Genomic DNA, 15,405 nt, shown 5'->3' with positions numbered 1-15,405 from the left:
GTCACCACCTGTGCAGCACGGCAACGGTGCCGCCGGGTGCGGCGCCGGCGGCGGGCGCCAGCTCGACCACGCCATCGGTTTGCGGCAACGAGGAGAAGTCGCCCGAGGTGGGGCTGGGTTGCGGCTGCGCCATCGCCCGGCCGTGGCCGTCGTGTTGCACGGCCACCGGCACGAAACAGGTCAACGCCGGATGCGTGGCGACCGCGTCGGTCAGCACCACCTTGACTGGCGCCGTCGCGGTGAGGCCGATGGCGCGCTCCAGCGCCGGCAGCAGGTAGCGCACGGCGCAGACCAGCGCCGACACCGGGTTGCCCGGCAGGGCGAAAACTGCCTGCCCCTGTGGCCCGACGCCGAACCACATCGGCTTGCCGGGCCGCTGCGCGATGCCGTGCAGCACTTCGTGCACGCCAAGCGCATGCAGTGCGGCGGGCACAAAATCGCGCTGGCCCATCGAGACGCCGCCGGACAAGACCAGCACCTGGCGGGTCGCCAGCAGGCCGGCAAGCGTGTGCGTGGCGAGGTCCAGATCGTCCGGTATCCAGGTCCGCTCCACGTCATCGAAACCGCGCGCCGCCAGCGCCGCGGCCAGGGCGCGGTCGTTGGAGCGGCGAATCTGCCCCGGCGCCAGCGCCTGGTCGACCTCGCGCAATTCGTCGCCGGTGGCGACGATCGTCACCGAGGGCCGCTTCGCCACCTCGACCTGCGCCACGCCATGGGCCGCCAGCACGGCGACCTCGGGTGCGCGGAGGCGCATGCCTGATCGCATCAGGATCTCGCCTTCGCGACAGTCCGCGCCGCGGGGATGGATGAACTGGCCGGGCGCGGGTTCGCAGCCATCGATCAGCACGTACGATTCACCGTCGCGTCGGGTCTGCTCGATGGGAATCACGCTGTCGCAGCCGCGCGGGAGCATCGCGCCCGTGGTCACTTCGATACACGCGGCGGGGTCGTCCAGCACCTGCTCGGGCATGCCCGCCAGTGCAAGTCCGGCCGGACGGAAACGGCGCAACCCCTCCCCAGCCCTCCCCTGCAACGCAGGCGAGGGTTGGGGAGGGGTTGCTTTTGATCGGAAAGGCAAAAGCTTTACCCCCTCCCAACCTCCCCCTGCGAAGCAGGGGGAGGAGAAAGTCGAAGCGATCGCGATGCCGTCCATCATCACCCGGTCGAACGGCGGCTGGTCGCGCTCGGCCTGCACGGTCTGGCGCAGCACCCTGCCCGCCGCCGCGTCCAGCGCCACGCGTTCGGTGCCGAACGAGGGCATGTGCGCATGGATGCGCCGTTCCGCTTCGGTGACGCCCAGCAGGCTCTTCATTGGACATCACCCTCGCCAGGCGGCCGTGGCGCCTGCCATGCCGCGGCAATCACGTTGACCAGCGGTTTCAGGTGGAAATTGTGCTCGGGGCGCAGGATGGTGCGCACACCCAGCTCGCGCAGCGCCGTTTCGATCACCGGGCCGATGGCGGCGATCGGCATGCGGACGAGCGCATGCAGCAGCGTGTCGTGCAGTGCGGCGTCGCTGGCCACGCGCAGCAGCCGGGTCAGCTGGGCCGAGCTGGTGAACGCCACCATGTCCAGCTGGCCGCTGACCAGTTCGTGGATGACCTGCAATACCTCGGCCGTCTCGCTGTCGGAGGCGTAGCGGTAAGGCGTCACCGGAAACACGATGGCACCGCGCGCACGCAGGCCATCGAGCAGCGGCAAACCGCCATCGCCCGGATACAGTTGCAGGCCGAGCCGGCGACCGGCGAGGTCGTCGGCGGCAAACGCCTGCAGCACGCCTTGCGAGGTGGGCTCCGGTGCCGGCAGCCACGGTGCGGGCAATCCCAGTTCGCGCAGCGCGCGCGTGGGCTTGGGGCCGCGGGTGATGGCGCGGCTGCGCTTGAGCGCGGCGAGCACCGCATCGCGCCGACCGATTTTCCCGGCGATGCCGACCAGGCGGTGAATACCGTCGCCGGTCATCCAGATCACGTCGCGGAATTCGCCGGCCAGCAGTTGCCCGATCCACGCCTCGGCCTCGGTGCTGTCCTCCAGATCGAGGATCTGCACCAGCGGACAGCGGCGCGTGGTGGCGCCCTTTTTCTCCAGCATGCCGGCGAACAGATCCAGCTCGCGGCTTTCCGGCACCAGGATGCGCAACGGCTCGAGCGGTCCGCGGGTCATGCCTGCACTCCGGTCTCGATGACGTTCAGCGCCAGCATTTTCTTCAGCTCGGGCAGGCACGAGCCGCATTGGGTGCCGGCGCCCAGCAGCGCGCCGATCTCGGCCGTGCTGGTCAAACCATGTGCGCGGATGGCCTGGCGGATACGGGCCTCGCCCACCGACATGCATGCGCAGACGATGTTGCCCGACGCTTGCGGCCCTGCCTCCAGGCCGGCCAGCAGGCCCAACCGCTTCACCGCGTCGAGCGGCTGGCCGAGCAAGGCGCAGGCAGCGTCGGCTTCGGGAAACGTCGCCTGTGGCGCGGCGAAGAACACGCAGGCATCGAGCCTTCCATCGACCAGGCCGGCGTAGCGGAAGACGGCTTTCTTCGGGTCGGCGTAGGAAACCAGTTCCGCCGCCGCGTCGATGTGCAGCAGGCGGCGCAGTGTCTGTTCGGAATCGATCAGCGATTGCAGCGCCGCAACGCCGGTCAGCTCGTAGCGGAAGCCCGCGGCGATCGGTGCCTTGCTCCACAGCCTATCGTCGCCCAGCGAAAGCTGCCCGTCGCGACGCCGCAGCAGCACGCCGCGCCAGGTCTCGGACAAGGCGCTGACCTGCACCGGCGTGCCCTTGAGATCCGGCTGGCCCGATACCGGGTCGGTCAGCGCATGCACCAGCCGGTCGGTGGGGCCGCTGGAGGCGAACTGGTCGGTCCAGTGCATCGGCGCGAATACCTGGCCCTGGCGCAGCCCCGCGTCGATTTCCACCCGCAGGCTGATGTGTCCTTGCGCGCTGCTGACCCGCGCCAGGCCACCATCGACGATGCCGCGCAGCATCGCGTCGCGCGGATGCAGGGCAAGCCGTGGCCCTGGGCTGTGCGTCATCAGGTGGGCGATGCGGCCGGTGCGCGTCATGGTGTGCCACTGGTCGCGCACGCGGCCGGTGTTGAGGATGAGCGGGTAGCCGGCCAGCTTCGTGTCGGCGCGAATCGCCAGCGGCAGCATGCGCGCGCGTCCGTCGTCGGTGGGAAACCGGCCGCGGGAGAACAGCCGCGGGCCGCTGCCGCCCTGCCCCGTTTTCGGGCAGGGCCATTGCACCGGATCGAGCGCGTCGTAGGCCGCGTCGTCCAGCGTGGCCAGCGCGCCCAAGTCGAGCCGGCGCCGGCCATCGTTCTCGAACGCGGTAAGCGCGGCATGCTCGCGGAAGATCGCCGCCGGCGTCTCGAACGCAAACGCCTCGCGCCAGCCCATGCGCCTGCCGACTTCGGCGAACATCCACCAGTCCGGCCGCGCCTCACCCGGCGGCGCGCGAAAGCGACGCTGGCGCGAGATGCGCCGCTCGGAGTTGGTGACGGTGCCGTCCTTCTCTGCCCAGCCGGCGGCGGGCAGCACGATGTCGGCCAGCGCCGTGGTGTCGGTGGGCCAGGCGTCGGAGACGATCACCAGCGGGCAGGCGCGCAAGGCATCGCGCACGAGATCCGCGCGCGGCATGCTGACGGCGGGGTTGGTGGCGGCGATCCAGATCGCCTTCAGCCGTCCATCGGCGGCGGCCTCGAACAGGTCCACCGCCTTGTGGCCGGGCGTGCGCGCCACCTGCGGCGCGTTCCAGAAGCGGCCCACGCGATCCACGCTTTCCGGCTCGAAACCCATGTGCGCGGCCAGTTGGTTGGCCAGCCCGCCGACCTCGCGTCCGCCCATGGCGTTGGGCTGGCCGGTGAGCGAGAACGGGCCCATGCCGGCGCGGCCAATGCGTGCCGTGGCCAGGTGGCAGTTGAGGATGGCGTTGACCTTGTCGGCGCCATTGGCGGCTTGGTTCACGCCTTGCGAATAAAGCGTCATCACGCGCTCGGTACGCGCAAAGCTGTCGTAGAAACGCAGCACGTCGGTGGGGTCGAGATCGGTGGCGGCGCCCACCAGTTCCACCGAGCCGGCCGTTTGACGGGCGGCGGCGACGGCTTCGTCGAAACCGGCCACATGCTCGCCCACCCAGTCGCGATCGACCTTCCCCGCATCCACCAGGTGCACCAGCAAGCCGTTGAACAGCATCACGTCGCCGCCGGGCGCCAGCGGCAGGTGCAGGTCGGCCATGTCGGCGGTGGCGGTGCGGCGTGGGTCGATGGTGATCACCTGCGTGCCGCGCTTTTCGCGCGCCGCCATCAGGCGCTGGTACAGCACGGGGTGGCACCACGCCATGTTGCTGCCCACCAGCACCACCAGGTCGGCTTCCTCCAGGTCTTCGTAGCAGCCGGGCACCACGTCCTCGCCAAACGCGCGCACGTGGCCGGCCACGGTGGAGGACATGCACAGCCGCGAGTTGGTGTCGATGTTGCCCGCGCCGACAAAGCCCTTCATCAGCTTGTTGGCGACGTAGTAATCCTCGGTGAGGAACTGGCCGGAGACGTAGAAACCGATGGCATCGGGACCGTGCGCGGTGCGGATGCGGGTGAACTCGGCGGCGATGCGATCCAGCGCCTCGTCCCAGCTGGCGGCGCGTCCGTCGATGGTCGGATGTTGCAGCCGATCCGGCAGATCCAGCGCATCCTTCAACGCCGCGCCCTTGGAGCATAGCCGCCCGAAATTGGACGGGTGCCCGCGATCGCCGCGCGGCACGCCGTCTTCCACCGTCACGCCGCAGCCCACGCCGCAATAAGGGCAAGTGGTGCGGATGGTGCTCACGCGATGGCCTCGACCGCTGGCTCGGGCAGGTAGACGTGGATATTGCCGTCCACCACGCGCAGCGGTATCGAGCCCGCCCTGCCCTCGTCCGGCGCCACGGCCTCGCCCGAATCCAGCGCGATGCCCCAGTTGTGCAAGGGACAGGTGACGGTCTTGCCCGAGACGATGCCCTCGGACAGCGGCCCCTTCTTGTGCGGGCATTCGTCGATGAGCGCAAACACCTCGTCGTCGCGGGTGCGGAACACGGCGATCGGCCGGCCGGCCTGGCGCAGGCACAGGCGGCGGCTGCCGCTGCGCGGGATGCTCTCCAGCGGGCCGATGTTTTTCCAGTCGTGCGCGTTCATGCCAGGGCTCCCGCAACTTCGGGCAGCGGTTGAAAGGCGGCGGCCGCCGCGCCGCTGGCGCGCTCGTGCCACGGGTCGATGCGGGCGAAGGTCTGCGAATACAGGAAGCGCTGGCACAGCTGCTCGCGACCTTCGGCATCCTCCACCAGGCGGCGCTTGACGTAGTCGATGCCGACGCGGGCGACCCACGGCGCGCTGCGTTCCATGTAGTGCGCCTCCTCGCGGTACAGCTGCATGAAGGCGCCGGCGTATTGCAGCACCTCGTCCTCGCTGGATACGCGCACCAGCAGGTCGGTCGCGCGCAGGTCGACGCCGCCGTTGCCGCCCACAAGGATGTCGTAGCCGGCGTCGATGCAGATCACGCCCAGGTCCTTGATGCTGGCTTCGGCGCAGTTGCGCGGGCAGCCGGACACGGCGAACTTCACCTTGTGCGGCGTCCACGAGCCCCAGCACATCTTTTCCAGCTTCACGCCCAGGCCGGTCGAATCCTGCGTGCCGAAGCGGCACCATTCCTTGCCGACGCAGGTCTTCACCGTGCGCAAGCCCTTGGCATAGGCATGCCCGGAGACCAGCCCGGCCTGGCCCAGGTCGCTCCACACGGCGGGCAGGTCTTCCTTCTTCACGCCCAGCAGATCGATGCGCTGGCCGCCGGTGACCTTGACCGTGGGGATGTGGAATTTCTCCGCCACGTCGGCGATCGCGTGCAGCTCGGCCGGCGTGGTCAGGCCGCCCCACATGCGCGGCACCACGCTGTAGGTGCCGTCCTTCTGGATGTTGGCGTGCAGGCGCTCGTTGACGAAACGCGAGCTGGCGTCGTCGCGGTATTCGCCCGGCCATGCGCACAGCAGGTAGTAGTTCAGCGCGGGCCGGCACTTGTGGCAGCCCTCGGGTTTTTTCCAGCCCAGCGCCGTGCGCACCGCATCCATGCTTTTCAGCTGCTGCGTGCGGATGGCGGCGCGCACTTCGTCGTGGTCTGCCTCGGTGCAGTCGCACACGGTCTTCTTCGTCGCTCTGGCATCCACGCCGGCGGCGTACGCCAGGATCTGCTCGACCTGGCCGGTGCACTGCCCGCAGGAGGCGGAGGCCTTGGTGTGCGCGCGCACTTCGGACAGCGTGGTCAGCTTGAGCGTGCGGATCGCCTTGACGATGTCACCCTTGCACACGCCGTTGCAGCCGCAGATCTGGGTGTCGTCGGGCATGGCCTCGTAGTCGACCGCTTGCGCGCCGCCGCTTTCGGCCTCGGCGAAGGCCTTGCCGAACACCAGCCGCTCGCGCAGGGCGGAAACATCCTCCTTGTCGCGCATCAGCTTCAGGTACCACTGGCCATCGACGACGTGCCCGTACAGCACCACGCCGACCAGGCGGCCATCGCGCAGCACGATCTTCTTGTAGACGCCGTTGGACTCGTCGCGCAGGGTGATCTCCTCGTCGGACGCGTCCGCCGCCATCAGGGCGCCGGCGGAGAACACGTCCACGCCGGTGATCTTGAGACTGGTGGACAAGGCTTTGCTGGCGAAGATGGCCGCCTGGTCGCCCGCCAGCCGCGCGCCGCATACCTTGGCCTGATCCCAGATCGGCGCGACCAGGCCGAACACCTGGCCGCGATGCTCGACGCACTCGCCCACCGCGAAGATATCCGGGTCGCTGGTGCGCATGTCGTCGCCCACCACGATGCCGCGGTTGATCTCCAGCCCGGCCGCCACCGCCAGCTCGATGCGCGGGCGAATGCCGATCGCCAGCACCACCAGGTCGGCGGGAATCTCGCGCCCGTCTTCCAGCAGCACGCGTTCGGCGTGATCGACGCCACCGATCTCCTTGGTCTGCCCTTCGGTAAAGAAGGCAATGCCGCGGCGGTCCAGCTCGCGCTGCAGCAGCTGGCCGGCGGCGGCATCGAGCTGGCGCTCCATCAAGGTCGGCATCAGGTGCACCAGGGCCACCGACATGCCGCGCTGGCGCAAACCCCACGCGGCCTCCAGCCCCAGCAACCCGCCACCGATGACCACCGCATGCTTGTGCGTGCGCGCGGCCGCCAACATCTTGTCGACGTCGGCGATGTCGCGAAACGCGCACACGCCGGGCAACTCCAGTCCAGGAATCCGCGGCGCCAGGGGCTTGGAGCCGGTCGCGATCAGCAGGCGGTCGTACGGCACGCAGATGCCGCTGGCCGAGGTGACGGTGCGCGCATCGCGATCGATCGCGGTGACCTCGTCGCCGGTGATCAGGCGGATGCCGTTTTCCTCGTACCACTGGCGCGGATTGATGACGATCTCATCGAGCTGCTTGTCGCCGGCCAGCACGCTGGACAGCATGATGCGGTTGTAATTGACGTGCGGTTCGGCGCCGAACACGGTGATGCGGTAGCGCTTGCCGCCTTCATGCTTGAGCAGCTCCTCCACCGTGCGCATGGCGGCCATGCCGTTGCCGATCACCACCAGTTGCGCGACGGGTGGAAGGCGGGCGAGATCGTCGTTGATGTACATGGAATCGCTCCGGTGGGGTGAGGGAGATGAGGTGTTCGGCCATGGGCTCAGACGCGCACGCCGCCGAGTGCCGCGGCGCCGCGCCAGCGCAGCCGCACGCTGGCAATGCCGCCCCAGGCCAGCAGCGCCAGCAGTGCGAAGCAGCCAAAGCCGTAGCCGTAGTCGCCGGTGAATTGCCGCGCATAGCCCAGGCCCGCGGCGAGGCAGAAGCCGCCCACGCCGCCGGTCATGCCGACCAGCCCGGTGAGCAGGCCGACGTCGTTGCGGAAGCGCTGCGGCACCAGCTGGAACACGGCGCCGTTGCCCATGCCCAGCGCCGTCATCGCCAGCGCCAGCGCGGCCAGTGCGCCGAACGCCGGCTGCTTGCCGAAGGTGATGATCGAGAGCATCAAGGCGACCAGCGCGTAGACCATGGACAGCGCGCGCGTGCCGCCGATGCGGTCGGCCAGCGCGCCGCCCAGCGGCCGCACGAACGAGCCCACGAAGACGCAGCCGGCCGTGAAGTAGCCCGCGGTCACCGCGGACAGGCCGTACTGGTCGTTGAAGTAGATCGGCAGGAACGAGGACAGCCCCACGAAGCCGCCAAAGCTGATGCCGTAGAAAAACATCAGCCACCACGCATCGGGCGTGCGCAGCACGCGCCGGTAATCGGCCTGCGTTTTCGGCGGCGGCGAGTTGGGGCTGTCCCTGGCGAACAGGACGAACGCCAGCAGCACCGCCAGCAGCGGCAAGGCCGCCAGGCCGAGCACGTTGCGCCAGCCGAGCGCCAGCGCCAGCGCGGGTGCGAACAATGCCGCGAACACGGTGCCGGAATTGCCCGCGCCGGCCAGCCCCAGCACCACGCCCTGGCGCTGCGGCGGATACCAGTACGACACCATCGGCAAGGCGATCGCGAACGAGGCACCGGCCACGCCCAGCACCACGCCCAGCGTCAGCATCTGGCCGAACGAGCGCAGGCCCAGCCACCACGCCAGCAGCAGCCCCGTGATCACCACCAGCTGCATCGCGATGCCGACCCGGCGCGCCTTCCACTGGCCGATCAATACGCCGTTGAGCACCCGCAACAACGCGCCGGCCAGCACCGGCGTGGCCACCATCAGGCCCTTCTGGTCCGGCCGCAGATGCAGATCGTCGGCGATCAGCACCGCCAGCGGCGCCAGCAGCACCCAGACGGCGAAGCTGAGATCGAAATACAGGAAGCAAACGGCCAGCGTGGGGAAATGACCGGCCTTGAGGAAGGCTTTGCTCATGCCAATGGCTCGCGGTTTCAGCGCTTGTCGCGCTGCCGGATCTACCGGTTGCGAACCGCCATTAGCTCGCGAGGAATTGCGTTGTCAGTTGCCAGAGCAGCCCGCCATCAGGCTGTCTTCCTCGATGGTGCCGGCGGTGTGGAAACCGCGGGCAACGACTCATGTTGTAGTGCAACAAATCAGCGAAGGCAAGCGTTTTTTCGTCGGTGCGTTCGGCCTCGCGCTCAACGCGCGGCGTCGTGCCCGTCATCGCGCGCGCGGATGCGCATGGCACTCTCGCCCAGTGGCGGCACGGCGGCGGGGTCGAATATCGCGCCGTCGCAGAAGCGGTCGGCCGGCATCGCCATCGGTGCCGGCAAGGCATCGAGCGACCAGCCGGTGGCGTGTGCGCCCTCCACTTTCCAGTCGGCCAGCGGCACGGATGCGCCCACGGGCGACAGCGCGGCGCGATACAGGTCGGGTCGATAGACGCGCTCGGCCAGGGTGGCCAGGTCGATGCTGTCGTCGATCAGGTGCCAGCGGCGCATCTGGCCGAGAAACCACAACCCCTGCGAGCGCCAGGGGAAGGTGGCCGCGCCGCGGTGGAACACGCAGCCGTGGGCCGCCTCGGCACCGCCGGGCAAGGTTGCCAGGATGGTATGCGCGCCGAGGTTGAGGTAGCGCCGCCGCGACAGCAGCGAGGCGATATAGGCACCGTTCTCGGGGTTGTCGCAAAAGCGTGACGACCGATGCAGCGCACGCAGCACGCCGGCCATAGCCGCGGGGTTCCGGTCCGCCCAGCCGGCGCACATGGCAAACGCCTTCTCCGGCGCATGGCCCCAGATCTGCTGCGTGCCGGCCACTGCAAGGCCCACGCCGTTCCTGCGTGCCACTTCGCCCCATGGCGCGCCGGCGCAGAAGCCGGCGATCTCTTTCTCGCGCAAGGCTTCCACCGCGCGGGACGGCGGCACCACCACCAGCTTCACGTCGCGCCCCGGCTCGATGCCGACGCTGCCCAGCCAGTAGCGAAACAGCAGGTTGTGCGCGGAGAACGTGGGCGCCACGCCCAGGGTGAGCGGCTGCCCGCGCAGGCAGGCGGCCAGCGCCGGCAACGCATCCAGGTCGTCACGTTCGCCCCGCGCGCGTACTTGCCGCGCCAGGTCGATGGCCAGCGTGATGGCCACGCCGCCGACACCGAGCGAGTAGGGAATGACCATCGGCCGCGCCACGCCGCGCAGGCCCAGCTGCACCGCAAACGCCAGCGGCGGCGCGATGGCGGCGGCGTCCAGGGCACCGAAGGCGAGCTTGTCGGCGATGTTGGCCGACGAGGGCTCGATCACCAGCTCGACATCCACGCCCTCCTCGGCAAAGAAACCGAACTCGTACGCGGTCACCACCGGTGCGCTGTCGGTGAGGCGCAGCAGGCCGATGCGCAACCTTGGTGCTGCTTCGCGCGGGGTGGGTGTCGGTGCATTCATGGCGGCGTCCCCTTTCCTGTGCCCGGACGGATGTCGTGCTGGGCCACGAACGACGCGACCACCTGGGCAAGTTTGCGGTTCTGGTTCATCGCCGTCTTCTGCAGCCAGCGATACGCTTCCGGTTCGGTCATCCGGCGCCCTTGCATCAGCAGGGCCTTGGCCCGTTCCATCAGCCGCCGTTCCTCCAGCATGGCCTGCGCTTCGGCCAGTTCGCCCTCGACCTTGCGCAGGCGACGGAACAGCGCGATGGCCGAGGCCATGATCGGCTTGATGTCCTTTAGCGGCACGCCCGAGAGGTTGTACGAGCACACGCCCGCGTCGATCGCCTGCTCGGCAAACACCGGATCGTCGCTGCCGGCAAACATCACGATCGGGTGGCCGGACGACACCAGCCGCAGGTCTTCCAGCGCGTCGCGATCGGGCAGCGCCATGTCCACGATGATCAGGTCCGGCTTGATCGCCTCGACGGCCGCGATGCGCCCTGCTCCCTCGGGCATCCGCACCACCCGGGCGAAGCCGGACTCGCACAGGATCGCCTCGAGCGCACGCGCCCGCTCGGCGTCGGTGTCGATGAGAAGAATTTTCAGGGACATCGGTGGGCGCGATTCCATCCAGCGGTGATGACGCGTTGGCGCATCGGATGCCGCCGTTGCGATGCAGCATGCGTGCCAACCGCTGGAACGTTCTTCGCATGATCCTGCGCAGGTGCAGCCGAATGCCGGGACACGCCGGCCTGGTGCGCCGCCACGATTCCGGGACGATCTGCTACCGGAAAACGCATGACCTGCCGCATTCCGCACACTCTGACCATGCGCATGTACGGACGTATGGATGGCCAAATGAAACCACCGAAACGCACCTTGATGCGTCAATGCAATCCCCGAATTGGGGAAACCCCGCCCCGGAGACACGACATGCGCCTGTACCCCCTTTTTGCGGACCTGAACGGCTTGCCGGTGCTGGTGGTGGGTGGCGGAAGCGTGGCCGAACGCAAGGTCGCCGCCCTGCTCGAGGCCGGTGCCGTGGTCCGGGTTGGTGCGCCGCGCCTGCTCCCCGCGCTGGCCGACCAGGCGGCCGATGGACGCATCGCGCACCTCGACGGCGCGTTCGAGCCGTCGTGGCTGGACGATGTGTGGCTGGTGATCGCCGCCACCGACAACCGTGACCTCAACGCCGAGGTGGCCGCGTGCGCCACCGGCAGGCGCATCCTGTGCAACGTGGTGGACGATCCGGCGCTGTCGCGCTTCCAGGTGCCCGCCGTGGTGGATCGCGCACCGCTGACCATCGGCATCTCCACCGGGGGCGCTGCCCCGATGTTCGCCCGCCGCGTGCGCGAGACGCTGGAGTCGCATCTGGACCCGGCGATCGGACCGCTGGTGGCCTTGGCCCAGCGGCATCGCAAGGCGATCGTCGATGCGTTCCCCGATCTTGCCGCGCGGCGCCGGTTCTACGACGGCTTGTACGACGGCCCGGTGCTGGACCTGCTGCGCCACGCCCGGCACTTTGAGGCCGAGGCGGCGCTGCTCGAGGCGCTTGATCGCGATGCCCCGCCCGTACCCGGCTCGGTCGTGCTGGTCGGTGCCGGCCCCGGCGATCCGGGCTTGCTGACGCTTGCCGGGTTGCGTGAGCTCAATCGGGCCGACGTGATCCTGCACGACCAGTTGGTCGGCCCCGAGGTGCTGGCGATGACGCGGCGCGACGCCGAGCGTATCGATGTCGGCAAGCGCGGCGGTGGCCGACACACACCGCAATCGGAGATCAACGAGCTGTTGTTGCAGCATGCCCGCGCCGGACGTTACGTGGTGCGACTGAAAGGCGGCGACCCGCTTGTGTTCGGTCGCGGCGGCGAGGAAATGCTCTACCTGCGGCGCCACGGCGTGGCCTGCACGGTCGTGCCCGGCGTGACCGCGGCCGTGGCCTGCGCCGCCTACGCCGGCATCCCGCTCACCCACCGCGAACATGCGCAGTCGGTGCGACTGCTCACCGCCCACTGCAAGGATTCGCTGGACACGCTGGACTGGGCCGCGCTGGCGGGCGAGCGGCAGACCTTGGCGGTCTACATGGGCCTGGCCCAGCTTGCCCACCTGACCGGGCAGCTGTTGGCTCACGGTCGCGCTGCGGACACGCCCTTTGCACTGATCGAGAACGGCACCTTGCCGCAGCAACGCGTGCTGCGGGGCGAACTGCATGCCCTTCCCGCGCTGGCCTCGGCGCACCGCATCGCGGCACCGGCCCTGCTGGTCATCGGCCCGGTAGCAACGATGGCTGATGAGTTGCGCTGGTTTGGCGAGATGGTCGATGCGGCCAGCCGTTGCGCCGACGCAGATTTGGCTTTTTGCCCGTCATTCCAGCGAAAGCTGGAACCCAGTGCCTCCCTAGCCACATAAGGCGCTGGATCCCAGCTTTCGCTGGGATGAGGGCTTTCCCGAAGCCGACGGATCTTGTTGGGCAACGATGGCTGATGAGTTGCGCTGGTTTGGCGCGATGGTCGATGCGGCCAGCCGTTGCGCCGACGCAGATTTGGCTTTTTGCCCGTCATTCCAGCGAAAGCTGGAATCCAGTGCCTCCCTAGCCACATAAGGCGCTGGATCCCAGCTTTCGCTGGGATGAGGGCTTTCCCGAAGCCGACGGATCTTGTTGCGGGTTCGGGCGCCGCGTCGCGCTCAATCCTCCCAACGCGACACCTCCGCAAAGCCGCAGCGGTAATACCACTCCAGCACGGGTTCGGGCACCAGGGCCGGCAAGTCGTTCCCCAGCGCGACGTAGGCGTCGAGCACGTCGCGCAACACTTTCCCGGCGCGGCCGTCGCGCTGGTCCAGCGGGACGTTGAAGTGCTGGTACTCGACCATCTCCAGCATGCGCGCCGACCAGCCGAACAGCAGATCCCTCCACTCGTCGAACCGGCCGCGGACCCAGTCGCGCAGCGGTGCATGCAGGGTCAGGCCTTCCTGCATGCACAGCTTGTGCGCCAGCACGCTGAGGGGCAGATACGCGCCGCGGTACCACTCGGTATGACCGGCGGCCGATCGCGGCACCACCAGCGGCGCCGGTGCGCGCAGATTGGCGAACGTGGTGATGAACAGCCGCTCGATACGCCGCGCGTCGCGCAGATGGTCGGTGCCGATCAGCAGGCCGCGGTCGAGATCGAAGAACTCGAAGAAGCGCGGATGCAAGGTGCGGAAGCGATCCAGCGGATCGCGCGAGAAACCCACCTTCAGCATGTCCTCGTCGCGGCAAGGCAGCACGTAGACATAGGTGCGCCCGCGACTGCTGAAACGGGGATAGGCAACGTCGTCATTCACTGAAGTTCAGGGAGGCACCTGGGTTGCCAGCGCTGCTGCGCCGCTCTCGAGGCCCGGCCGGCGCGGTGCCATCCGCAGCCACACCGGGCTGCGGATGGCTGAAGCGTTCAATCGTCGCTGGGCGCCTTGGCCGGGATGAAGGGGGAAACGGGATCGCTGGCGGGAAAGGTCTCTTCCAGCGCATGGTCCTGGTTGTCGCTTTCCTCCTTCTTGCGCGCGGCGCGCTCGGCCGGGGTCTCGTTGTGCCTGGGCAGGCCTTCGTCAGGGCATCCGACGTCTTTGCGGTCATGGGTCGACATGGTGACTCCTCTGGCGGGAGGTTTCAGCGTGCAGTGCCCGGTGTTAAGCGCGCATGCGTTTTCTGTCTAGGCACGCGCAGCCGGTCGGGATCATGAACGCCGCGCTTTCACCGCCGACTCACCAGGGCTCGGGTTGCATGGCCGCAGCATCGAAGGGCGCAAGGTGATGGGCAGATCGCGTATCGGCATTTCCGGCTGGCGCTACGCGCCATGGCGCGGAAAGTTCTACCCGGCAACACTGGTGCAGCGCGAGGAGTTGCACTACGCCTCGCGGCAGGTGCCTACGATCGAGCTCAACGGCTCGTTCTACTCGCTGCAGCGGCCAGAAAGCTACGCGCAATGGCGCGACCAGACACCGCGCGGCTTCCTGTTTGCGGTCAAGGGGCCGCGCTTCATCACCCACGTGCTGCGGCTGCGCGACATCGAAAGGCCGCTGGCCAATTTTTTCGCCTCTGGCGTGTTGAGCCTTGACGCAAAACTGGGCCCGATGCTTTGGCAGTTTCCGCCCAACTTCCGCTACGACAGGAAGCAGTTCGGCGATTTCCTGGCCCTGCTACCACGCACCACCCGGCAGGCGGTGCAGCTGGCCGGGAAGCACGACAGCCACCTCAAGCATCCTGCCGGGAATTTTCCCCAGGCATCGCATCGGTTGCGCCATGCCGTGGAAATCCGCCACGAGAGTTTCGTCGATCCCGACTTCATCGCCCTGCTGCGCCAGCACGGCGTGGCGCTGGTGGTGGCCGATACCGCCGGCAAGTGGCCGCTGCTGGAAGACGTGACCGCCGGCTTCATGTACCTGCGCCTGCACGGCGACAAGAAGCTCTACGCCAGCGGCTACGGCGATGCCGCGCTGGACGACTGGGCCCGGCGCATCCGCGCCTGGATGCGCGGCGCCCAGCCACGCGGCGCGCGCTGCGTCAGCGACAAGCCACCGCCGGCGCGCCAGTCGCGCGACGTGTACTGCTATTTCGACAACGACATGAAGGTGAAGGCGCCGTTCGACGCCATCAGGTTGCGCGAGCGTCTGGACGGCCGCTCATGAGGATCGGCCGTCAGAAGAAGGCGTTGGGGTTGATCCCGAAACGGACGGAAAGGTTGCGGATGTGATCCACCGTGAGGCTGCGTTTGCCGGCAAGGATCTCGGAGACCACGCTCTGCCGGCCGATCTCCGGGAGTTGGTTTTGCCTCAGTCCGTGCTGGTCCATCAGAAAGCGCAGCACTTGAACACCGTGCACTTCGGGCATGGGGTGATGCTGCTGGTCGTACGCGTAGATGAGATCGCTGAGCATCATGAACAGCGAATGGCGGGGGTGATCCTCTTCCATGGCGCCATCGTCCACCAACTCGTCCGCCAACCGGGTGGCGGCGGCGTAGTCGGCGTCAGTGGCAATGTGGCCAATGTGCGAGGCAGCATGGAAGTCGTCCCAGGCGTCGGCAATGGAGGCGATGGCCATTTGGG

13 protein-coding genes are annotated in these 15,405 nt (G+C 68.4%); 2 read left to right on the top strand and 11 right to left on the bottom strand.

The genetic code is table 11. The annotated features are described in order from the left end of the window. Nucleotide 1 precedes the first annotated feature (1 nt). From ABD017_RS04515 to ABD017_RS04480, 8 genes are all read right to left on the bottom strand, one after another. Nucleotides 2-1,312, bottom strand: a complete 1,311-nt coding sequence (locus ABD017_RS04515) for a molybdopterin molybdotransferase MoeA (RefSeq protein WP_343880556.1) — start codon at nucleotides 1,310-1,312, stop codon at nucleotides 2-4. Beyond that, complete coding sequence (locus ABD017_RS04510) at nucleotides 1,309-2,160, bottom strand: uroporphyrinogen-III synthase (protein ID WP_343880555.1); 852 nt, start codon at nucleotides 2,158-2,160, stop codon at nucleotides 1,309-1,311. The genes ABD017_RS04515 and ABD017_RS04510 overlap by 4 nt, the downstream gene beginning before the upstream one ends. Beyond that, nucleotides 2,157-4,814: a molybdopterin-dependent oxidoreductase gene (locus ABD017_RS04505; RefSeq protein WP_343880553.1), complete on the bottom strand. Its 2,658-nt coding sequence runs from the start codon at nucleotides 4,812-4,814 to the stop codon at nucleotides 2,157-2,159. The genes ABD017_RS04510 and ABD017_RS04505 overlap by 4 nt, the downstream gene beginning before the upstream one ends. Then, nucleotides 4,811-5,158: a nitrite reductase small subunit NirD gene (gene nirD, locus ABD017_RS04500; RefSeq protein ID WP_343880551.1), complete on the bottom strand. Its 348-nt coding sequence runs from the start codon at nucleotides 5,156-5,158 to the stop codon at nucleotides 4,811-4,813. The genes ABD017_RS04505 and nirD overlap by 4 nt, the downstream gene beginning before the upstream one ends. Next, nucleotides 5,155-7,638 (bottom strand): nitrite reductase large subunit NirB, encoded by a 2,484-nt coding sequence (gene nirB / locus ABD017_RS04495; RefSeq protein ID WP_343880549.1) that lies wholly within the window; start codon nucleotides 7,636-7,638, stop codon nucleotides 5,155-5,157. The genes nirD and nirB overlap by 4 nt, the downstream gene beginning before the upstream one ends. A gap of 47 nt (nucleotides 7,639-7,685) precedes the next feature. Then, nucleotides 7,686-8,888 carry a nitrate/nitrite transporter gene (locus ABD017_RS04490; protein WP_425543657.1) on the bottom strand — a complete coding sequence of 401 codons (1,203 nt, stop codon included), beginning with the start codon at nucleotides 8,886-8,888 and terminating at the stop codon, nucleotides 7,686-7,688. A gap of 224 nt (nucleotides 8,889-9,112) precedes the next feature. After that, a complete protein-coding gene (locus ABD017_RS04485; protein WP_343880547.1) occupies nucleotides 9,113-10,345 on the bottom strand; it encodes a CmpA/NrtA family ABC transporter substrate-binding protein in 1,233 nt (410 codons plus the stop codon). Continuing rightward, entirely contained in the window at nucleotides 10,342-10,938 is a 597-nt protein-coding gene (locus ABD017_RS04480) for an ANTAR domain-containing response regulator (protein WP_343880545.1), read from the bottom strand. The genes ABD017_RS04485 and ABD017_RS04480 overlap by 4 nt, the downstream gene beginning before the upstream one ends. Before the next feature lie 321 nt (nucleotides 10,939-11,259). Here ABD017_RS04480 and cysG point away from each other — a divergent pair, with 321 nt between their 5' ends. Continuing rightward, nucleotides 11,260-12,732: a siroheme synthase CysG gene (gene cysG / locus ABD017_RS04475; RefSeq protein WP_343880543.1), complete on the top strand. Its 1,473-nt coding sequence runs from the start codon at nucleotides 11,260-11,262 to the stop codon at nucleotides 12,730-12,732. Nucleotides 12,733-13,008: 276 nt separating this feature from the next. Here the strand turns inward: cysG and ABD017_RS04470 are convergent, their stop codons facing one another. Together ABD017_RS04470 and ABD017_RS04465 are read right to left on the bottom strand one after the other, a co-directional pair. Next, entirely contained in the window at nucleotides 13,009-13,647 is a 639-nt protein-coding gene (locus tag ABD017_RS04470; RefSeq protein ID WP_343880541.1) for a GIY-YIG nuclease family protein, read from the bottom strand. A 107-nt stretch (nucleotides 13,648-13,754) separates the two neighbouring features. Further along, nucleotides 13,755-13,946, bottom strand: a complete 192-nt coding sequence (locus ABD017_RS04465; protein WP_343880539.1) for a hypothetical protein — start codon at nucleotides 13,944-13,946, stop codon at nucleotides 13,755-13,757. Nucleotides 13,947-14,112: 166 nt separating this feature from the next. Between ABD017_RS04465 and ABD017_RS04460 the strand changes: the two genes are divergently transcribed. Then, nucleotides 14,113-14,988: a DUF72 domain-containing protein gene (locus ABD017_RS04460; RefSeq protein ID WP_343880537.1), complete on the top strand. Its 876-nt coding sequence runs from the start codon at nucleotides 14,113-14,115 to the stop codon at nucleotides 14,986-14,988. 10 nt (nucleotides 14,989-14,998) lie between these two features. On the opposite strand, the gene ABD017_RS04455 is transcribed toward ABD017_RS04460, so the two are convergent. After that, on the bottom strand, nucleotides 14,999-15,400 hold the full coding sequence (locus ABD017_RS04455) for a helix-turn-helix domain-containing protein (RefSeq protein WP_343880535.1): 402 nt from the start codon (nucleotides 15,398-15,400) through the stop codon (nucleotides 14,999-15,001). Between the last annotated feature and the right edge of the window lie 5 nt (nucleotides 15,401-15,405).

The organism is Rhodanobacter caeni (assembly GCF_039523575.1).
GTDB classification, from domain to species: Bacteria; Pseudomonadota; Gammaproteobacteria; order Xanthomonadales; family Rhodanobacteraceae; genus Rhodanobacter; species Rhodanobacter caeni.
The sequence above is the reverse complement of the archived record's forward strand: the minus strand, read 5'-3'. Positions and strand labels throughout refer to the sequence as shown.